This window comes from Pedobacter gandavensis (genome assembly GCF_032677645.1).
Classification (GTDB): Bacteria; Bacteroidota; Bacteroidia; order Sphingobacteriales; family Sphingobacteriaceae; genus Pedobacter; species Pedobacter gandavensis_A.
On sequence record NZ_JAVTSB010000014.1, the window covers coordinates 117,735 to 138,000 of the forward strand.

16 protein-coding genes are annotated in these 20,266 nt (G+C 41.8%); 10 read left to right on the top strand and 6 right to left on the bottom strand.

Going from position 1 to position 20,266, the window contains the following annotated elements:
* Positions 1-65 precede the first annotated feature (65 nt).
* Genes R2Q66_RS21555 through R2Q66_RS21575 form a run of 5 tightly spaced genes read right to left on the bottom strand, consistent with a single transcriptional unit; the run spans position 66 to position 5,493 of the window.
* Positions 66-839 carry an SDR family oxidoreductase gene (locus R2Q66_RS21555; RefSeq protein ID WP_316753121.1) on the bottom strand — a complete coding sequence of 258 codons (774 nt, stop codon included), beginning with the start codon at positions 837-839 and terminating at the stop codon, positions 66-68.
* A gap of 14 nt (positions 840-853) precedes the next feature.
* Positions 854-1,273, bottom strand: a complete 420-nt coding sequence (locus tag R2Q66_RS21560) for an L-rhamnose mutarotase (RefSeq protein WP_316753123.1) — start codon at positions 1,271-1,273, stop codon at positions 854-856.
* A 4-nt stretch (positions 1,274-1,277) separates the two neighbouring features.
* Positions 1,278-2,921 carry a sodium:solute symporter gene (locus R2Q66_RS21565; protein ID WP_316753125.1) on the bottom strand — a complete coding sequence of 548 codons (1,644 nt, stop codon included), beginning with the start codon at positions 2,919-2,921 and terminating at the stop codon, positions 1,278-1,280.
* Positions 2,922-2,934: 13 nt separating this feature from the next.
* Positions 2,935-4,164: an enolase C-terminal domain-like protein gene (locus R2Q66_RS21570; RefSeq protein WP_316753127.1), complete on the bottom strand. Its 1,230-nt coding sequence runs from the start codon at positions 4,162-4,164 to the stop codon at positions 2,935-2,937.
* Positions 4,165-4,173: 9 nt separating this feature from the next.
* Entirely contained in the window at positions 4,174-5,493 is a 1,320-nt protein-coding gene (locus tag R2Q66_RS21575) for an alpha-L-fucosidase (protein WP_316753129.1), read from the bottom strand.
* 271 nt (positions 5,494-5,764) lie between these two features.
* Between R2Q66_RS21575 and R2Q66_RS21580 the strand changes: the two genes are divergently transcribed.
* From R2Q66_RS21580 to R2Q66_RS21605, 6 genes are all read left to right on the top strand, one after another.
* Complete coding sequence (locus tag R2Q66_RS21580) at positions 5,765-6,451, top strand: phosphonatase-like hydrolase (RefSeq protein ID WP_316753131.1); 687 nt, start codon at positions 5,765-5,767, stop codon at positions 6,449-6,451.
* 43 nt (positions 6,452-6,494) lie between these two features.
* Positions 6,495-7,580: a zinc-binding dehydrogenase gene (locus tag R2Q66_RS21585; protein WP_316753133.1), complete on the top strand. Its 1,086-nt coding sequence runs from the start codon at positions 6,495-6,497 to the stop codon at positions 7,578-7,580.
* The gene (locus tag R2Q66_RS21590; RefSeq protein WP_316753135.1) at positions 7,573-8,811 is read left to right on the top strand and encodes an MFS transporter; all 1,239 of its coding nucleotides are present in this window, start codon (positions 7,573-7,575) and stop codon (positions 8,809-8,811) included. Before R2Q66_RS21585 ends, R2Q66_RS21590 begins: the two co-directional genes overlap by 8 nt.
* A gap of 45 nt (positions 8,812-8,856) precedes the next feature.
* Positions 8,857-9,861 carry a metallophosphoesterase family protein gene (locus R2Q66_RS21595; RefSeq protein ID WP_316753137.1) on the top strand — a complete coding sequence of 335 codons (1,005 nt, stop codon included), beginning with the start codon at positions 8,857-8,859 and terminating at the stop codon, positions 9,859-9,861.
* Positions 9,862-10,325: 464 nt separating this feature from the next.
* Positions 10,326-10,742 carry a hypothetical protein gene (locus R2Q66_RS21600; RefSeq protein WP_316753138.1) on the top strand — a complete coding sequence of 139 codons (417 nt, stop codon included), beginning with the start codon at positions 10,326-10,328 and terminating at the stop codon, positions 10,740-10,742.
* 2 nt (positions 10,743-10,744) lie between these two features.
* Complete coding sequence (locus tag R2Q66_RS21605; RefSeq protein ID WP_316753141.1) at positions 10,745-11,095, top strand: transcriptional regulator; 351 nt, start codon at positions 10,745-10,747, stop codon at positions 11,093-11,095.
* An 84-nt stretch (positions 11,096-11,179) separates the two neighbouring features.
* On the opposite strand, the gene R2Q66_RS21610 is transcribed toward R2Q66_RS21605, so the two are convergent.
* Entirely contained in the window at positions 11,180-11,677 is a 498-nt protein-coding gene (locus R2Q66_RS21610; protein WP_316753143.1) for a hypothetical protein, read from the bottom strand.
* 206 nt (positions 11,678-11,883) lie between these two features.
* Between R2Q66_RS21610 and R2Q66_RS21615 the strand changes: the two genes are divergently transcribed.
* The 4 genes from R2Q66_RS21615 to R2Q66_RS21630 all read left to right on the top strand — a co-directional run bounded on the left by R2Q66_RS21615 (position 11,884) and on the right by R2Q66_RS21630 (position 20,263).
* Positions 11,884-13,095 (top strand): metallophosphoesterase, encoded by a 1,212-nt coding sequence (locus R2Q66_RS21615; protein ID WP_316753145.1) that lies wholly within the window; start codon positions 11,884-11,886, stop codon positions 13,093-13,095.
* A 284-nt stretch (positions 13,096-13,379) separates the two neighbouring features.
* Positions 13,380-14,216, top strand: coding sequence for a DUF6266 family protein (locus tag R2Q66_RS21620; RefSeq protein ID WP_316753147.1), 837 nt, complete (start codon positions 13,380-13,382; stop codon positions 14,214-14,216).
* A gap of 476 nt (positions 14,217-14,692) precedes the next feature.
* Entirely contained in the window at positions 14,693-17,059 is a 2,367-nt protein-coding gene (locus R2Q66_RS21625) for a glycoside hydrolase family 95 protein (protein ID WP_316753149.1), read from the top strand.
* Positions 17,060-17,104: 45 nt separating this feature from the next.
* Positions 17,105-20,263, top strand: coding sequence for a GH92 family glycosyl hydrolase (locus R2Q66_RS21630; protein ID WP_316753151.1), 3,159 nt, complete (start codon positions 17,105-17,107; stop codon positions 20,261-20,263).
* The last annotated feature ends 3 nt before the right edge of the window (positions 20,264-20,266 follow it).

A 20,266-nucleotide genomic window follows, 5' to 3' on the forward strand; every position in this document is an offset into this window, starting at 1 on the left:
CAAAAAATATTTTGCTGAAAATAGTGAAATATTTCTTGAATCGTTGATCATTTGCAGGTTGTAAATTAGTAATTTCTTCTATATCCCAATTCTGCGCCACCACTTACGGCTAATGTGGTGCCGGTAATAAACCTGGCTTTATCTGAAAGTAAAAATACGCAGGCATCTGCGATGGCATCTCCTTCCGGGCAATACCCTAAGGGGTGGATGTCGTCCAGGTACTTTTCAATTGAACTGGAATTCGGTTGTTCCTGACTCCATTTGCGCAGCATAGGCGTCCATACACCGGCAGGCATCACTGCATTTACACGGATTTTATCTTTTGCGTAATCCAGTGCCATAGATTTGGTTAAAGCATTCATGCCTCCTTTTGTAGCGGTATAAGCGGCATGATTCTCCTGGCCAATGTCGCCAACAAGGCTACTGGTATTGAGGATACTGCCCTTGCTTTTTCGCAGGGCTTCATAACCGAAACGGGTAGTCAGTAAGACGCTTTTTAAGTTTACATTCATGAGGTTGTCCCATTCTTCGTCGCTGGTTTCGTGTAAAGGTTTGGAAGGACTGGCAATACCTGCATTGTTGTGGATCGCATCTATCCGGCCGTATTTATCCAGGGTTTGTTGTATTGCATCTGCCACCTGGGAGGCATTGGATACATCGCAGCTGATCCCCAGATTTTTTGAGGAACCTAGTAAGGATACGGCCTCGGTTACAGGGCCGGAAGGCCAGGCTGCGATCACCACAATAGCCCCTTCATTGACATAACTTTTTGCGCATTCGAGCCCAATGCCCATGGATCCTCCCGTTAGGAAAATCACTTTATCAGATAATAATTGCATGTGTTTCTGTGTACTTAATTTGTGTGGAATACTTCTTCCATAGGGCTCCATATTTCCTGCTTTGCTGCAGCTTCGGGTAATGGTTGCTGACAAGGGTCAGTTTCTTTCCACCAACGTTGTGTATTGGGGTCATCGGCCATCTTTTTCATATCCCCATCAAAATCTGAGCCCGTATATTCGAAATAACTGAACAGGTAGTATTTGTTGTTTATCTTGTGTAGATAAATGGAGTAATTCTCAATGTGACAGTCTTTTATTTTCTTCAAAACCTCCGGCCAGGCATGGGCATGCAAAGCTTTGTAATCGGTTAATTTATCCGCTTTTAAGCCGGTTACCGAAGCAAATCGCTTTACAGCAGGAGTTTTCTTTTCCATTTGGCAACTGCTGAGGAAAAGTCCCGACAGCAGTAGTACCATGATGATCTTTACTTTCATTTTTCTATCTGAATATATAATATAAAACACCCGTAACAGTTAGGAGCAGGGCAGAGAGGAATTTGTAATTTCCAACACCTTTCCATGCCGGACCTTTCAGTGGTTCCCATGGTGTTTTCCAATACAATCTGGAGCTTTCTGCAGTATGTTGGACAGGATATACATAAGAAAAAACAACCTGGATAATCACACAGGTAACGAACAGGTAAAAGGCCATCATCATGAATGGGATATGCCCGATCAATGATTCAGGGAAAACCTTGTTTAGGATAAATACAATGACGCCCAAAGCGGAGCCAATCCAGAGGGTCAGTTTGGCCGACACCGCAGAAGCACCTTTCCAGAAAACACCGAGTAAAAACACACAGGTAATTGGCGGTGCAATGTGCGCAATGATGTCATTGATTCCGCTGAAAATACTTTCATATCTATTGAGCAAGGGCAGTAAACCAAGCGAAAATACCAGGGCAATTCCGGCGGCAATTTTACCTACGCGGATCAGCTGTTTATCTGTGGCAGTAGGGCGGTAACGCTGATACATATCGTAACTGACCAGGGTAGATATGGAATTCAGCGCTCCCGAAACCTGACTCATCAATCCGGATAATAAAGCGGCAACCAGCACGCCCACCAATCCGGAAGGTAATAATTGGGTAATCATCAAAGTATAAATACCTTTTGAATTCACATTTCCCTGGTCGTCTAAACCCAGACTACTGATGTCCAGATGGCCTGATTTGGAAAGGGTGTAGGCAAATAATCCGGGTAATACAAAGATGAAAACCGGTAATAATTTAATAAAACCACAAAATAAAGGGCCAATTCGGGCATGATTCTCATCTTTAGCACCCAATACCCGCTGCACAATCGTTTGATCTGCACACCAATACCAAATGCCTAAAATCGGGTAACCTAAAAATATCATGTACCAGGGCATTCCACTGCTATCGCCATGAGGACGAAGCATAGAAAGCTTATCCATCTGGTTGTTTTCTTTAAGAACGGCAGTCATTGGTTCCCAGCCACCCATCTTTTGAAAAGCCGCATAGCTGATAATGAAAGCTCCGGCAAGCAGTACTACCGTTTGAATGGATTCTGTAACTACTACTGCTTTTAAGCCCCCAATAATGGTGTAAATCGCCGTAATGACGCAAATGACAATAATGCTGACGTACATATTTAGTCCGAAAAGTGTTTTCAGGACGATTCCTCCCGCAAGCATAGAAAAGGCAATATGAATAATGATTGCAGAGACTACAGAAATGATAGCCAGCCAATCCCGACTGGATCTGTCATAACGTTTTTCAAGGAAATCGGGTAGGGTGGCGACTCCGGATTTAATGTAAAAAGGAACAAAAAACAGCGAAAGCAAAATCAGTGTAAATGCAGCCATCCATTCAAAGTTCCCATTGAGTAAACCGGTGTCGAAACCGCTTTGCGCCAGACTAACCAAATGTACCGTAGAGATATTGGTGGCAAATAGTGCCAGGCCGATGGCAGGCCATTTCAAGGTTTTACCGGCCAGAAAATATTCGCCGGCGGCATTTGCTTTGTTCTTCCGGCGGTGACTGATTCCGGCCCAGAGACCTACCGCCAGAATACCTAGAATATATAAAATGCTGATGCCTAAATCGAGGGAGTTTAACATGTCATTTTCCGGATTAACGTAAAGAAATTAAATCGCAACTGCTTCCAGGCTCCATTGGCGTCTGATAGACACCGCCTTCAATTTTGACAGGATGGACAAAATGTTGCTGTAAATGCGGAATATGCTCCAGAAATAAGGCCTCATGCCCCATAGAAATGTGGTTAAACAAAACCAGATGTTGGTGCAATTGCCCCATATCACCTACATGTGGAACCACAGGAATATTGAATTTACGACACAATAAACTGACCGTAATAAACTCACTCACGCCACCCACACGAACGGCATCCACCTGCATGAAACCAGCAGATCCGGTTTGTAGATAATTCTTGAAAATAATGCGGTTAGGCACATGTTCTCCCAAAGCAAGTTTGGTAGGGGCAATAGCCTTTGCCAAAGTCGCATGGGCCAGTACATCATCCGGATGGGTGGGTTCCTCGATCCAGTAAGGGTTCATGTGTTGTAACTCTTTGCAAATCTTAATCGCCTGTGGTAAAGTCCATTGCTGGTTCGCATCCAGCATCACTTTGATATCTGCTCCGGCTACCTCGCGAACGATATGTGCCCTGCGAATATCACGTTCCGGGTCTGTACTACCCACTTTTAGCTTCATGGCGGTAAAGCCTTCCGCTACTGCTTTTTTACAGTTTTCACGCACTTTTTCGTCCGGGTAATTAAACCAGCCAATAGAAGTATCGTATCCCGGATATCCGGATTCCAGAATCGGAAGGCGCTCAGACTTGCTGTTGATATTGCTCTGCAATAAAGCCAGAGCCTGTTCCCGTGTCAGTTCATCTTCCAGGTAGGAGAGGTCCAGGGTATTCAGGATCTCCTGCGCCGTTAAATCGGTTAGTAGTTTCCATAAAGGAACCCCTCTTTTTTTTGCCCATAAATCATAACAGGCATTGGTTACGGAGGCTAATGCCAGATGAACTACACCTTTATGTGGACCCAGCCAGCGGAACTGTTGCTCATTAGAAAACTGATGAAAAACAGCACCAAAATCAGCCATCAATTCTTCAATATCTTTTCCTTTGAGTTGTTCTGCATAAAAAGCTGCGGCTTTACAAACCAGGTCATTTCCTTCGCCCAGGGTAAAAGCAAAACCGGTACCGATATGGCCACTGTCGTCTATTAAATTGGTTACGGCATAAGAATAAATCGGGTCACGGTGAATGGCATCACTACCAGCACCTTTGCCCAAAGGGAATCGCGCGTCGTTAATTTGTATTTTAGTAATCATGGTTCTGGTTTAGGAAATGACAGGTAATTCTTCTGCGTTTGTATTGAGCTCCAATACAATCACTGAATCGTCTGCATTCGGAAGTTGTTCAGGTAACTGAAGGGTAATGCTTCCATCAGCATCCTGACGGTGGGTAATTTTGCTGCCCTTTAGTAAATAAGCTTTGTTAATTTGCACTCCTTTTAATGCCGGAAGGATTAAATCAGCAGATTTTCTTTCAAAAACATGGATATAGAGTTTGTTGCCTTTACGTGTAGCAGCAAAAACTTCATTCGGTTTAAAAGGGCCTCCTTTAGTGCCGTAAACACTTTCGCCATAGATTTTTAACCAGTCTCCCATTTCTTTAAGTCTGTTGACCTGGCGTTGTTCGATTCTGCCATCAGCCATTGGACCTACATTAAATAATAGATTTCCATTTCCTCCGGAGGTTTTAGCCAAAGTCTGAATACATTCTTTTAATGTTTTTAGCTTGTCATTTGGTTTCCAGGCCCATTGTTGACAAATGGTCATGCAGGTTTCCCATGGATTTTCCATGTTCAGTTCTCCGATTTTTTGCTCCGGAGTAGCATAATCTCCTAGAATTTCAGGCCCTAATTTTGGGTGACTACCAGGTTGACCTCCGCCAATTCTATTGTTTATAATCACATTAGGATCTAATGTTTTAAGGTAGCTGTAAATATCTGCCCCATACTCGTTTTTCCATGGACTTTCCCAATTGCCATCAAACCAAAGCATGTAAGGGTGATATTTGGTGACAATTTCCTGTAGCTGGTTTTTCATAGTCGTCACAAATTTGCCCATATCTGCTTTTGGATTCGGGTTCTTTCCATCGGGTAAGTTGATCGGGTAATTCGGATCATGCCAGTCTAAGACCGTAAAGTAAACGCAAAATTTAATATCATACTTTTTACAGGCTTTAGCCAACTCACCAACAATGTCTTTTTTGTAAGGAGAATTCATGATGTTATAGTCCGAAAATTTGGTTGGCCACAAACAAAAACCATCGTGGTGTTTAGCCGTGATCGTCAGGTATTTCATCCCTGCATCTTTAGCCGTTTTTACCCAGGTTTCTGCATTAAATAAAACCGGATTAAACTCTTTATATAAATTATCATATTCCGCTACCGGAACACCTCCACCTCTGCTCCAGCCAATCTCTGTGCCGCGCAAAGCCACCGGTCCCCAGTGAATGAACATGCCAAAGCGCTGGTCCATGAAGTCGTTTAAAACTGCTTTTGGTGTTTTTATAGCCGGATTAATGGCTTCGGTTTGTGCATTGCTTTGATAAAATAAGGAAAGCAATAGCAGTAGGTTAAAAAAATACTTCATGGTGGTTCGGTTTGTATTTGGTTACAGAAATACTAAAGTATTGCCTTTATTCCTGAGGAACAATGAATTATTCTTTGTTTTTGATGGATTATTGTACGATGTTTTCTGTGGCGTTATTTAGTGCTTTCAGCATTCCTTTTATAACGATAATTTAACATAAGCTTAATAGGAAATAGGATTCTATTTTCTAAAAATAAGTTTAGTTTTGCTAAACAATGTTTAGTAGTATTGTACATTGAACGGAACAATTGTGTCCCAATCTAATTTTAATATGGAAGAAAATAAAATAGCAATGGTGGTTTTTGATATGGCAGGAACCACAGTGAACGAAGACAATCTGGTTTACAAAACGCTTAGAAATGCCATCAACGATGCTGGTTTCGACTTTAGTCTTGATGAAGTACTTGCCAAGGCTGCTGGTAAAGAAAAAAGACAGGCCATTCGCTCTGTTCTTTCAACTTATGCAGGAGTTACTGATGAAGAAATGATCGCTAAGATCTATGATGAATTTATCGTTACCCTTACCGAGGCCTATGCCAGAGAAGAACTTTTTCCTCAACCAAATGCCACGGACATCTTTTCGGCACTTAGAGAAAGGAAAATACTAGCTGTGCTCAACACCGGATATGACCGAGCTACGGCAAGTTCAATTATTGAAAAACTTGGATGGAAAGAAGGGGTAGAATTCGATGCATTGGTTACTGCTTCTGACGTTTCGGGCAACAGACCTGATCCGGATATGATTGAGTTTGCGATGAAACAATTCAATATCACAGATAGCCGTACGGTAGTTAAGGTTGGAGATTCAACAATTGATATCGAAGAGGGGCAAAATGCCGGCTGCGGACTTAGCATTGGCATCACCACAGGCGCACATACTGCCAGTCAACTTCAAACGGCTAATCCGGATCAAATTATCAATAACCTGATGGAGCTCCTGCCACTAATCGACAAATAGGAAAGGCGCTCCGGTCAACAAAGCATATCTTAAAAGAACGTTAATGAAAGCAAAACTTATGGTTTTTGTTGGACAAGGGCAACCAATGTCTTTACAGGAACAGACCATCCCTGATTTAAAATCAGGCGAGGTATTGGTTAAAAATCTCTATACTTCTATCTGTGGGAGCGACCTGCATACTTATTGTGGGTTGCGCCAGGAAAAGGTGCCTACGGTTTTGGGCCATGAGATTGTTGGAGAAATCATGGCATTTGCTGAGGATCACCAGCAAAGGGATCATCTGGGAAATCAGTTGAATCCGGGAGATAGGGTCACCTGGAGTATCTTTTCTTCAGATCCTGATTCTCCGATGTCAAAAGAAGGAATGCCTCAAAAAGGAGAGCGGCTTTTTAAATATGGCCATGCGCAGGTTACCGCTGAGGATGCACTCCATGGTGGATTATCCACCCATTGTATCCTTAAACCGGGTACCGCTGTTCTTGGGATTTCAAAAGAAGTTCCTTTGCCTGTTGCAGCCATCATCAACTGTGCAGTAGCAACAGTTGCCGGTGCTTTAAGACTTGCGGGCAGCCTAAAGGAGAAAACAATCCTCATTACAGGTGCTGGATTACTGGGTATGGTTTGCGCAGCAATGTGCAAAGATGCCGGCGCTAAATTTATTCATGTGGCAGATATCAATGCGCAACGTCTCGAACAAGCGCTAGGCTTTGGTGCAAGCGAGACTCATTTATTAACAGATGCTGCGGTTAAACTACCCGGAGGAATTGATGTTGCATTCGACATGAGCGGTTCAGCTGATGCTATGGAAAATGGCCTGGCTAGCCTGGCAACCGGGGGAACAGCCATATGGATCGGGGCAGTATTTAACACCCGAAAAGTGCAGGTTGATGCAGAATCTGTAGTCCGCAGATTGATTACCATCAAAGGCCTGCATAATTACAATTTTGAAGACTTTGTCTACGCGGTAGACTTTATCAATAGAAATCATCAGGTTTTTCCTTTTGAAAAAGTAGTCTCTAAAGAATTTAGTCTTTTAGCTACGAATGAAGCTTTTCAATATGCTGTAGCGCATAAACCACTGCGTGTAGGTATCAATCTAAACCAACAAACAGACCAAACCAATGGATAGAAAATTTAGGGCACAGCAATGGAAAATGCTGCTGGTTACCATGTTCTGCTATTTATTTTTCTATACTGGCAGACATAATTTCGGTTGGGCAGCCATGGGAATGGCTGCGGATTTAAAAATCCCATATACCACTATTGGCTGGATTAGTTTCTCCATGCTGATCGGCTATTCCTTAGGTCAGCTGATCAATGGAAACCTGGCCGATCGTTTTAGCGCAAGGCTGATGGTAACCCTGGGTGCCTATTTATCTATCCTGACAAATATAGCGATTAGCTTTTCCAGCAGCCCTACCATGATCATGATACTCTGGGCATGCAATGGTTATTTTCAGTCGATGGCCTGGGCACCAGGTGCAAAGCTGATCAATAACTGGTGGAACGAAAGAGAACGTGGAAAGGCCTTTGGCTTCTATACCATGGCGGCCGGAATGTCATCCATGGTAACCTACCTGATCTCTATTGTGCTGTTGCAGCAAGGATATGAATGGCGTATGCTTTTTAGATTACCCGTGCTTTTACTGCTGATTTCTGCTACTGTATTTTTGATCCTCGCAAGAGATAAACCCCTTACAAAAACAGATCCTTCTGTACCCCTGATACCTGCCATTGGCTGGAAAGATCAGTATCGCATTGTATTGCGCAATAAAAAGTTCATGATCGCCTGTCTGGGCTTTGGATTTGAAAGTATGGCCCGCTATGGACTTATTTTCTGGGTCCCGGTTCATTATCTGGGTAATAACTGGAAAGACAATCCCGGAAACTTATGGGTCACCTTTTTATTACCAGTAGGAATGGCTGCGGGTGCCCTTACCTTTGGTATGCTTTCGGACAGCCTGTTCAAAAAGGACCGGATCAAGGCCATTGCTTTTGGAATGACGGTCAGTGCAGTAATTGCAGTGCTGGTCTATATTTCTCCAATCCATAACCTTTGGTTAGGCGGCGGACTGATGTTGCTGGCTGGTTTTTTTGTCTATGGCCCACAAGCCTGTTTCTGGCCCTTAAGTCCGGATCTTCTTGGAAGCAGTCTTACGGGTACCGGAATAGGTTTTATGAACATGACAGGTTATCTTTTTGCTGCTTTTGGTGAACCCCTGCTCGGTTATGCAATTGATGTTACCGGGGATACCAATAGTATTTTTATTGTGATTGCTGTCTTGTGTTTGTTTTCGGCACTAAGTGTGGCTGCGGTGAGACGTGTTAGCGTATCAAAACGTGTTGCCCTCGCAGATTAAACCAGATCAGTATCATATTCTGAGGAATTTTAACTAAAATTAAAAATGGAAAAGAAGTCTAAAGTAGAGGAAACCAACACCATTGGTCGTAGAAGTTTTATAGGGGGCGGGATAATTGCCGGGATAGCGATTGCAATCCCTTCAACTGTTGCTGCGATGATGCAAAACATAGCTAAGTCTGTGAGCATAGGTGTAATCACCGATTTACACCATGATCTCATGCCTGATGGAATGGAAAGACTCCATACATTTTTAAGTCATATGGAAAAAACAAAGCCAGATGCACTCTTGCAAATGGGCGACTTCGCATTTCCATCCCTAAAGAATAAACCGGTAGTTGATCGTTTTAATGGCGCACATGAAACCCGGATGCATGTGCTTGGCAATCATGATACTGATGCCGGACATACCACACAGCAATGCCTGGATTTATGGGAAATGCCAGCTCCATATTATACAAAAACAATCGGCGGTATTTCCTTTATTATTTTGAATGGCAATGAAAAGGGATCTCCAAAACAAAATGGTTATCCTTCTTTTATTGGGGAAAAACAAGTCAGCTGGCTTAAACAAACGCTGGAAGAACTGAAAGGCCCCGTAATTATCGTTTCGCACCAACCACTCGCGGGAGCTTTTGCGGTTGATAATGCAGCGGAAATTCAAGAAATACTTAGCCAGTTCTCAGATAAAATTTTACTGGCCATTAACGGGCATACCCATCTGGATCAGTTAGTCACAAAAAACAACATCAATTACCTTCATATTAACTCTGCATCTTATTTTTGGGTTGGTGATCAATACCTCAACAAAAACTTTCCGGATGATGTGCTCAAAAAACATCCGATTCTGACGCAAACCTGTCCTTATGAGTCTTCCTTATTTGCAACATTGATCGTGGACCCGGTCAGGATGACGGTTCGCCTGGAGGGTACAAACAGTTCCTGGATGGGGAAATCACCGGCAGAATTGGGTTATAAGGATGAGGAAATCTTAATTGCAGGAAAAGACATCGCTCCCCGAATCAGCAACCGGAAATTAAGTAGAAAGTAGGTTCGCTTTAAAGAACAGTTAAGAGTTAAAATAATAAGTAATAAACACCAACAGAAACAGCCTGTATCGTCAATGATGATACAGGCTGTTTTTGTTGGTGCTCCATACAGATTAAGGATGTTTGTTTAAGTTTATAGGTTGTGAATTAATCTTGATAGTTACTTTAAGTTTATTTTTGTGTAAAATAAAGTCTGTATTATTATTTTTATTATCATTGTTTATAGTAATATTCGCTATTGTGTAATTTCCGCTGAGGTGTCTGGTTCAGTAGGTTTTAATTTACATATAAAAAAAGTAAACCTATAAGTTGATTCATGAGAATTATTTCTATATTTGTTGTGTGTAAAGAAACGTTATATGCAGTCCGGTTTAATGGCTCCGAAGTTGACGAATTTTCGAGAATATTTGATTAGTGGAATGATGTTGAATATTTATATGATTTCTTTCAGGAGAATATAAAAGATTTGCATTGTGCTTTTTACGCTGGTCATACCGGGGAGTTGTCTATTGATGAGGCAGTTAAGTTCACTTTGAATGAAGCTGCGCAGCTCGAGAGTCGGCTTAGAGATGTCGCAGAACGGATTAGAGAAGGAGATAGTTTACAGAATTATTTTAAACCTTTAAATAATCAGGATTATAAGCAAGTACCATTTCAGAAAAACAAGGTAGTTGGATTAAAGAGACGCAGTTGGCTGAGAATTTATGCAATCAGAATATCCGCAACTTGTTATGTAATTAGTGGCGGCGCAATAAAATTAACACCAACAATGAACAATCGTTTTCATTTATTAAAGGAACTCAGTAAACTGGAAATGACCAAAGCGTACTTAAAAGAAAGCGGGATATTAGATGAAGATGATTTTGAACTCTTAGAATTATAAATATGGCAGTAGAAAACTTAATTGAGAAGCTTGAAGCGATAGTTTCAAAGGAAAAACCAACCTGGCATGAAAATGCAAAGTTTAGGGGTGATCAAGGTGATTGGTTGAAAAAATCACAGGCAATAGCGATAAAAGTTAATGGTATTATTCGCGAAAAGGGCATAACCCAAAAGAATCTTGCAACCTTGTTAAAGGTGTCACCTCAACAGGTAAGTAAAATTCTCAAAGGCCAGGAAAATCTAACTTTGGAGACGATTAGCCGGTTAGAAAATGCGCTTGGTACTTCTTTGATCACAGTTATTGAAAGTTCAGCGCGTATGCCCTCTGAAGGTAGTTACCTGTTGTATAAGTAATCGTTGATATGGACCTATTGTAAAACACACTTATTTTGTGTTAAGAATTAATTCTTTGAGTTCAGGTTCAATGAATCCGATACCTTATTTCAACGTGTCAATTTTAACAGTATAGGTTGAGGAGTCCAGTTTATTTGGAACAGCAATAAAATGAGCACAATTTTCTTTTGAAATAGAAACAAATCCAGCACCAGTGTTCATTAGTCTTCCTAAATTCAAAGGGACCAGGCTTAATTCGCCATAAGCAACAACTTTATGTTGTTTTAAGACAATTAACTGGAGATGGTCATCTCCGGTGCTACTTGCCAAAATTTCACTTTTTATAGTCGAAATGTTTTCTGCCTTTATTTTATCTATTTGACTTTCCATGGTATACGGTGGGATGATCAGGATCGAATCCCAGTCTACATTAATAATTTTACAAAAATTAATAGCCTGGAGGCCATTCTTTGAGTTTTTAGTGATACCTGCAGCTTTTACGTTGTCATCGAAGTTGATCACCGCAATTTTTTCGGGCTGTTTACAGGTAGCAAGTTGCAGCACGGTTAACAAAGCTATAGCTGTAAATTTAACAGAATTCATGCCTGGTGATTTATAAGGAATTTAGGTTTCAATATACTGAAACTTATTTACCTAATCCAGATTTTATTATAGTGTATTTTATCATTTATAATACGCAAACGGTTGCGTTTCGATAGGATTTGTAATCATAGTTATTTATAATTAGCATTGGGTCTAAGAAGCAATAAAAGCTAATACAGCTATCAAACCTAAACCAACCAAATCCTATGAATGAGAATTTATCAAAAGGAAACAGAAGGAATTTCCTAAAGGGCGGACTTGTCCTTGGTGGACTCACCTTATTAAACCCGGAAAGGGCGATTTCAAGTCCTTTAAATGATCAGTCTGAGGAGTTTAAAATTATTACCGGACCATATTTACAGACTAACTTTGGCAATAGTCTTTCCATCTTATGGATTACCAGTAAAGACAGTTCCAGTTGGGTGGAATATGGCTTATCTCCCGATCAGCTGGATAAAAAAGCCTACGGTAAAAGTGAGCTGGGTTTTAAACCCGCAGGACGCTTAAACTGTGTTAAACTGGAAAATCTAAAACCAGGAACAAGCTATCATTATAAAATTGTCTCGAAGGAAATCAAAGATTTTCAACCCTACAAAATGACTTATGGGGAGACCATTTCCGGCAATACCGAAAGTTTCTTAAATACCGATCCTGCGAAAGCCGAAGTTTCCTTCCTGATGTTGAATGACCTCCATGACCGGCCAAAATCTATCGCTCATCTTTTGGATCTGGATAAGGGAAATAAACGTGATTTTATTTTCTTTAACGGGGATATTTTCGACTACCAAAATGATGAGCAGCAGATCATAAATAATATGCTGCAACCCTGTGTAGACTACTTTGCCAGCAGTACTCCTTTTGTATATGTGCGTGGAAATCATGAAACCAGAGGTAAATTTGCACGTGATTTTCCTGCCTATTTTGACCATGTCGGGAATACCGCATTCACACTGGGACCTGTTCGTTTTGTGATCCTGGATACCGGTGAAGATAAAGAAGATTCACATCCCGTATATGCAGGTATTGTAGATTTTGATCAATACAGAGAAGCGCAAGCGGTATGGCTTGAAAAGGAAATTAGCCGGAAGGAATTTAAAAATGCGGCTTTCCGTGTCGTAATGATGCACATTCCTCCACGTTATTCTGGAGATGCTCATGGATCTGTTCATTGTACCCAACTATTTGAACCGATCATGAATCGTGGAAAAGTAGACCTGGTGTTAAGCGGGCATACCCATAGATATAAAGTTCATCAGCCGGATAAAAAACTGAACAACTATCCCATCATTATTGGGGGTGGACCAAAGGATGGTTCCCGGACCCTGACAAAGATTAAAGCGACTAACAAGCAAATAGAAGTCAGTATGCTGGATGATTCCGGTAAGGAAGTGGGCAGCTATCTCGTGGTTAAGCGATAAAATAACGCTACTATTTCTGTATAACGAATTTCCTTCCAATGTCAGCAGCTCGTTAAGGAGGAACTCCAGAAGAGGTTTCAAATTTGTAACCTCTTTTGCTCGTTTTGCTGTGATTTGCTAGGGCTCTGTTGGGCAAAATTGCCTGAAAACGCTGAATAAAGGCTGTCCTGGGTTTCTGTAGGGTTGCTAAAAATATTAGCAACTTTATGGTAAATTCATAGGATATATTCTGGTTTCTCTGTATCTTGGTTATCAGTCAATTCAGACCAATTAACCAGAATATCATGGCAATATGCAAAGTTGGCCCTTTTGGGCACCCTTCGGGGAAAATAGGAAATACAGTTTTCTATATGTTAAAAGGACAGGCGGTGTGCCGTTCTAACGGTAAACTGGGTAAAGTGAGTCTAAAACAAAAGGCTAATCGTCAGGAAATGTCGGTAACGATGGAACTGCTGAAACCCCTGAAGGATTTTATCAATGTGAGTTTTAAGCTGGAGTCAGAAGGTACGGTTAAAAATCCGCACAATCTGGCGACTTCTTACAACAAGAAACAGGCTTTAACCGGCGAATACCCCAATATTAAGGTCGATTACAACAAAGTTGTGCTGAGTAGGGGAACACTGGAAATGGCAACAGATTTGAGCGTCAGTAAAGGAAGGGATGGCCTTAATTTAACCTGGGATCCTGGTATTTCGGATAATGGCGGCAGCGATGATATCCTGCTGGTCGCGGTTAGTCACCCGGCGAAAAAACGCGCTAGTACCTTTCTTAATGCGGGGAAAAGGGAAGATGGGCGCTGTTTTATCCCATTGGATAAAGACTGGATGATGGGGCAGCAAATGGAGGTTTACCTTTGTTTTAAATCTGCCAATGAAGAATTAATCTCGGATAGTTTTTATGTGGGAAATTTGAATGGCGTTCCGGATAGCCAGGAGGAAAGAACAGAAAAAGCGAAGTATCAGGCTGTTAAAACCCGTTTTGATCAGGTTGCTGTGGATTACGAGAAGAAAAGAATGGACTACGCGGAGGGAGTCATCGGAACCAAAGCTTTCCGCTGCCTGGAAAAAGAATATCAGGTATTGAGAGACAAACTGGAACACCTGCCAGGGAAGCCTTTCTGAAATTAGAAGAATATGCTTAGGTTAAAATATAAAAAAACAGCGTGACAATCGGTTTAATGGTCGTACCGCAATAGGTAAGTGCCGCTCTTAAATGCGAAAACAAACGTTTGTGTTGAATTATTTATTCCATATGATTTTGAAAAACAAGATGCTTTCATATTAATTAAATTATTTGTTTAAATTAAACCAGCGATTTCTTCCTGTAATAACGCTTAATTCAATATTCTGAGGAAATAAATCATTTTGAACCTGCTTTAAAAAAAATGCAAACGTTTGTGTAAAATCAGAATGCTGATTTTTCTTTTAAATATGGTTGGTAGCGTAATATTAACTATACAACCAAACCAACCAAAACCAAATATTATGGAGATCAAATGGCATTTAAATGCTTTTGGATATAAAACCTTTGGACTACATCCAATGTTAGTTGTTTTTTTCAAAGTCCTTTCGGATCAAAAAAGGTTTAAAGACAAATCATGAAAAGAATTTCAGGTCTCCTTTTTTATACTATCCTTTTGGGAATAGGAATGGAAGGTTTTGCACAGTCGAACAAAAACACCTTATGGTATAAACAGCCTGCCAGCACCTGGTATGAAGCATTACCTATCGGAAACGGCCGCCTGGGTGCCATGGTTTTCGGGAATCCAATACAGGAAGTTTTACAGCTGAATGAAGAAAGCATCTGGGCCGGAGCTAAAGTGAATGCGAATAACCCAAAAGCGCTGCAATATCTGCCTCAAATTCAACAGGCAATTTTCAATAATAAATTTAAAGAGGCAGATAGTTTAGCCAATTTGTATATGGTGGGAACACCGGCACGTGTGCGTTCTTACCAACCTTTGGGTGATTTAAAGCTGGATTTTCAATGGGAAGCCAAACCAGAAAATTATAGTCGTTCTTTAAACATACAAACTGGTATTTCTACTACAGCATACCACATCAATGGGAACCGGATTTTACAGCAAGTATTTGTTTCAGCTCCTGATAACTGCATTTTCTATCGCATTGAAGGCAGTAAAAAAGCACTGATCAATGCCGCTATTTCTTTAAGTCGGGAGAGAGATGTGAAAGTGAAAGCCTTTCCGGATGGACATATTGAATTGGAAGGTCAGATCATAGATGAAGTTGACCCAAAAAAAGGAACCAGAGGTCCGGCAGGAGCGCATATGAAATTTGCCGCTGAAGCCAGGTTGAAACTTCAAAAAGGGACTTTCGAAGTAAAAGGGAATATCCTGATGATTCATAATGCAGAGTCAGTGGAAATTGTGCTGACCGGCGCAACCGATTATTCCCTGGCTAAACTGGATTACGACCGGGCCATTAGTCCGATTGCATCCTGTAAAGCGATACTGAACAAAGTAAAAGATACCAAAATTGTCGCGTTTTTCAAGCGACATACCAGCGAACATCAGGCCATGTTTGATCGGGTAAGTCTGGATTTTGGCGCAGATTCCTTAGCGAAATACCCTACAGATGTGCGGCTAAACCGGATGAAGCAAGGAAAAACGGATAATGGCCTGATCGCGCTGTATTTTCAGTACGGACGTTACTTATTGATGGGTTCTTCCCGTAAACCAGGCGTATTACCAGCTAACTTACAAGGAATCTGGAATAAAGACCTGAATGCGCCATGGAGTTCTGATTTCCACACCAATATCAATTTACAAATGAATTACTGGCCTGCGGAAATTTGCAACCTTTCGGAAACGAGCGAGGTGCTTGCTAATTTTATGCAGCAAATTACCATCCCCGGAACGGTGACTGCAAAAGAAACCTATGGTACCAAAGGCTGGACCATGCACCACCTTACGGATGCTTTTGGCCGCACAAGTATTTGCGATGGTACCTGGGGAATGACGCCAACCAATGGCGCCTGGATTACTTTCCCCGTTTATGAACATTACTTATTTACAGGAGACAAGGAATACCTTCGGACTACCGCTTATCCCATATTAAAAGGGGCTTGTCAATTCTTAATGGGCTTTCTGATTCCATCGCCGGAAGGTTACCTGGTGACCAATCCTTCTACTTCGCCTGAGAATAAATTCAGACTGCCAAACAGCAAGGAAACGTCAACACTTACTTACGCGGCAACCATCGATATTCAAACAGTCAATGCGGCTTTTGATTATTGTGCGGAGGCAGCAGCTGTTCTTGGAGTTGATGCAGATTTTATTGCCGACATCAGAGCTACTCAAAAGAAACTTCCTCCGGTAAAAATCTCTGCTAACGGAACCATCCAGGAATGGATCAAAGATTATGAGGAAACGGAAATAGGTCATCGCCACATGTCTCATCTTTTGGGTTTGTATCCATTAAGTCAGATCAATCCGGAAACACCTGAGTTTTTTGAGGCGGCTAAAAAAACGATCAGCCGCCGTTTGTCTCAAAAAGGAGGAGGGACAGGTTGGAGCCGTGCCTGGATTATTAATTTCTATGCCCGCTTACTCGATGGCGATAAAGCGTATGAAAGCATCAATTTATTATTGAGTAAATCCACCTTGAACAACTTGTTTGATACGCATCCTCCTTTTCAGATAGATGGTAATTTTGGCGGTACAGCAGGAATTGCAGAAATGCTTTTACAAAGTACCAACGGAACCATTCGCCTGTTGCCTGCATTACCAAATGCTTTACCCGATGGCCAGATGAAAGGCCTGGTTGGACGAGGAGGCTTTGAGGTTGCAATCGACTGGAAAAATGGAGAACTGATCAAGGCGACAGTTTTATCTAAGCTGGGTAATCCTTTAAGGGTTAGTTATAAGGGTAAAATTGTGGACGTTAAGACCGCTAAAGGCGGAAAGTATGCTTTGTCAAAAGATCTTACCCTTGTGAAATTGTAAGCCGGAAAATACCGGTCATACCTAAACCAAATTAAATAACAACACATGAAAAAGTGGCTTACCTTATTGTGCCTTTCCCTGGGCTCCTCAGGAGTTTTTGCACAGTCAAAATTGCTTTGGGAAATAGGCGTTAAGGATAATTCAGGCAAAGAATTTGCCTTAGCTCCAGGTCATAATTACCAGTCATTTATACAGCAGTTTGGTGGCGAAAACCTGGTTTATTCCGTCGGTTATGCTAAACCGGATAAACACTGGGCTTATGTATTACCAGGCGCTTTAGACAGCTGGGCCGGTGGCGGATATTGGGCCGGTTTTTACCCCAGACATTTCCCCCGGATCTTGTTTAACCTGGACAAAGCTTCGGCCAGATCCGGCTATACATTTATGGTCAATTTTGCGGATGCAAACGCGAAAGAAGGGACGGTTTTCAGGATCGATATCAATGGCCATCAACAGAAAATCGCGCTTAAAGCAGGGAGCGGAAAGGGAATTAATGGCGATTATAGTTCGGCAAAAGCCCAAAGTATAAAAGTCGATGTTCCGGCTTCCTGGATTAAAGAAGGGATGAATACCATTCAGATGGCCAACGTAAAAGGCTCCTGGGCTATATTTGATAACCTCGGATTTTATGGCGCGCCATCACAAAGCATCCGCAAAGGGACCAGCTCCGTAATTGCCGCTGTAAATCCGGCAGGCTTTGAAATCGTAAAAGACCGTAAAAGAATCCAGCCCTTGCTGATTGATATTCAACAAATGGACCATGATCAGGAATTGAAAATCCTGCTGGATGGGGTAGTTGTTTCTAAAAAACTGGTAGAAGCGGGGCATAGCATCTTAGAAATTCCAATGCCTGCGGTAATTCAGGATAAATCTGCGCTTGTGAAAGTGATCTCCGCTAATCAGGTGATTTATTCCGGCAAAGTAAAGCGCTCAAAACAGCATTTACAGACACCTTCTGATTACGTGGATTTGCTAATGGGCACAGGGAATTCCAGGTGGATGTTTAAACCAGGACCTTCTTTGCCTTTCAGTATGGTGCAGATTGCGCCAGATAACCAGGACGAAATCTGGAAAGCCGGATATGAATATACGGTAGATAATATTATGGGCTTCAGTCATTTTTCAGACTGGACGATGTCTGGCTTGTTGTTGATGCCAACTGGTGGTCCAGTCCAGGTAAATCCCGGAACGGAAGACAATCCGGATAGCGGATACCGGTCGCGGATTGATAAAAGCACAGAATCTGCTAAAGTGGGTAAATACAGCGTATTCCTAACGGATACGAAGATCAATGCCGAGATTTCAGCCACCAGACATGCGGCAATTCAACGCTATACTTTTCCGAAAATGGATACTGCCCGTGTTATGGTAGACCTGTTTACACCGGCAGAATATCCTCAGAATTTAGTAAGTGCCGTAGTCACTAAAGTGAGCAATCAAAAGATCGAAGGCCATGCAACTTACTACAACGCATTTACCGGTTATTCCCTGCAACAACAATACACCGTATATTTTGTGCTCGAATTTGACAAGCCTTTTAAAAGTATGGGCGGATGGGTAAATGATGAAGTTGTACCTGTGAAATCCTATATCGGAAACTGGAACAGGAATCATGATTTTAAAACCAAACCTTCAATTACCCATGATATCGACAGCTTAAGCGGAAAAGGCGATGCGGGTGTGTTTTTAAATTTCACAACCAAAGCAGGAGAACAAATTCAGGTTCGTTCCGGAGTTTCCCTGGTGGATCTGGCAGGTGCCAGAAATAACCTGGACACCGAACTTAGCAAACCCTTTGGATGGAACTTTGAAAAAGTGGTGACTAATGCAAGAAACATCTGGGACGAATATCTGGGTAGAATCGAGATCGAAACCGATGATTACCTCCAGAAAAAGAAGTTCTATACCAATTTATACCGCGCCCTTGGTGCAAAAGCTATCTGGAGCGATGTAGATGGTAGGTATGTAGATGAAAAGGAAAAGATCAAAAAACTGGAGCTTCCCGGAGATGTCATCGTAAGTGGTGAATACTGGAATACGTTCTGGAACAACCAGCAGCTTTTTAACCTGGTAGCCCCGGAAATGTCTTCAAAATGGGCACGTTCTGCGATTTCACTGTATAAAAACAGTGGCTGGTTTAATACCGATCCGGCAGGAATCGAACATAGTGGCGTTATGGTGGCCATGCATTTAGCCTCGCAAATTCAAAGCACCTGGCAAAGTGGTATCCGTGATTTTGATTTGGATACGGCCTATGCCGGCTTAAAGAAAATGATGACAACCAGCCCTCAGAAATATGAAGGAGGGGGAACAGTGGGAGTGGAGGATATCGAGTCTTATATGAAATATGGTTATATCCCTCAGCACATGGGTGAGGTATCCAATACTTTAGAATATGCTTTTGACGACTGGACCGTCTCACAAATGGCTTTAAGTCTGAATAAAACAGAAGACTATAAATACTTCCTGAAAAGATCTGAAAGCTGGAAAAACCTGATGGATACCAATACCGGTTTCATCAGACCCAAAGATAAAGCAGGCAAATGGATAGAACCTTTTGATCCCTTTCACACCCCTGGTTTTGTTGAAGGAAATGCCTTCAATTATACCTGGTTTGTACCCCATGATCCGGAAGCTTTAATCTCCATGATGGGTAAAGACCGTTTTGTAGAGCGGCTGAATTCGGCTATGGAAAAATCAGCGGTTGCCAATTTTAATGCTGCCGGTGATAATTTCTCCCTGTTCCCTGTAAATCACGGAAATCAGCCGACCATGCAGGTTTCTTACCTGTTTAACTGGGCAAAACAGCCTTGGTTAACGCAGAAATGGGCCAGAGCAATTCAAGAACAGTATTATGGTACCACGGCTTATGATGCTTATCTGGGTGATGAGGATTTGGGGCAAATGAGTAGCTGGTTCATCATGAGTGTATTAGGTCTTTTCCAGATGGATGGTGGCACTACGGTCAATCCTTCTTATGAACTCGGTAGTCCGAGATATCCTAAAGTTCGCATCAAATTAGACCATAAATACAATAGAGGTGCTGAATTTATCATTGAAGCGGAGAATGCTTCCAAAAACAACAAGTACATACAATCCGCAACACTAAATGGAAAACCGGTAACAGGCTTTAGAATCCTTCAATCTGAAGTATTAAAAGGAGGAAAGTTAAAGTTAACCATGGGATCTCAACCAAAAAAATAAGAT

Coding starts and splice junctions, on each gene's coding strand:
- R2Q66_RS21555 (WP_316753121.1), bottom strand. CDS start 839: ATGCAATTATTATCTGATAAAGTGATTTTCCTAACGGGAGGATCCATG.
- R2Q66_RS21560 (WP_316753123.1), bottom strand. CDS start 1,273: ATGAAAGTAAAGATCATCATGGTACTACTGCTGTCGGGACTTTTCCTC.
- R2Q66_RS21565 (WP_316753125.1), bottom strand. CDS start 2,921: ATGTTAAACTCCCTCGATTTAGGCATCAGCATTTTATATATTCTAGGT.
- R2Q66_RS21570 (WP_316753127.1), bottom strand. CDS start 4,164: ATGATTACTAAAATACAAATTAACGACGCGCGATTCCCTTTGGGCAAA.
- R2Q66_RS21575 (WP_316753129.1), bottom strand. CDS start 5,493: ATGAAGTATTTTTTTAACCTACTGCTATTGCTTTCCTTATTTTATCAA.
- R2Q66_RS21580 (WP_316753131.1), top strand. CDS start 5,765: ATGGAAGAAAATAAAATAGCAATGGTGGTTTTTGATATGGCAGGAACC.
- R2Q66_RS21585 (WP_316753133.1), top strand. CDS start 6,495: ATGAAAGCAAAACTTATGGTTTTTGTTGGACAAGGGCAACCAATGTCT.
- R2Q66_RS21590 (WP_316753135.1), top strand. CDS start 7,573: ATGGATAGAAAATTTAGGGCACAGCAATGGAAAATGCTGCTGGTTACC.
- R2Q66_RS21595 (WP_316753137.1), top strand. CDS start 8,857: ATGGAAAAGAAGTCTAAAGTAGAGGAAACCAACACCATTGGTCGTAGA.
- R2Q66_RS21605 (WP_316753141.1), top strand. CDS start 10,745: ATGGCAGTAGAAAACTTAATTGAGAAGCTTGAAGCGATAGTTTCAAAG.
- R2Q66_RS21610 (WP_316753143.1), bottom strand. CDS start 11,677: ATGAATTCTGTTAAATTTACAGCTATAGCTTTGTTAACCGTGCTGCAA.
- R2Q66_RS21615 (WP_316753145.1), top strand. CDS start 11,884: ATGAATGAGAATTTATCAAAAGGAAACAGAAGGAATTTCCTAAAGGGC.
- R2Q66_RS21620 (WP_316753147.1), top strand. CDS start 13,380: ATGGCAATATGCAAAGTTGGCCCTTTTGGGCACCCTTCGGGGAAAATA.
- R2Q66_RS21625 (WP_316753149.1), top strand. CDS start 14,693: ATGAAAAGAATTTCAGGTCTCCTTTTTTATACTATCCTTTTGGGAATA.
- R2Q66_RS21630 (WP_316753151.1), top strand. CDS start 17,105: ATGAAAAAGTGGCTTACCTTATTGTGCCTTTCCCTGGGCTCCTCAGGA.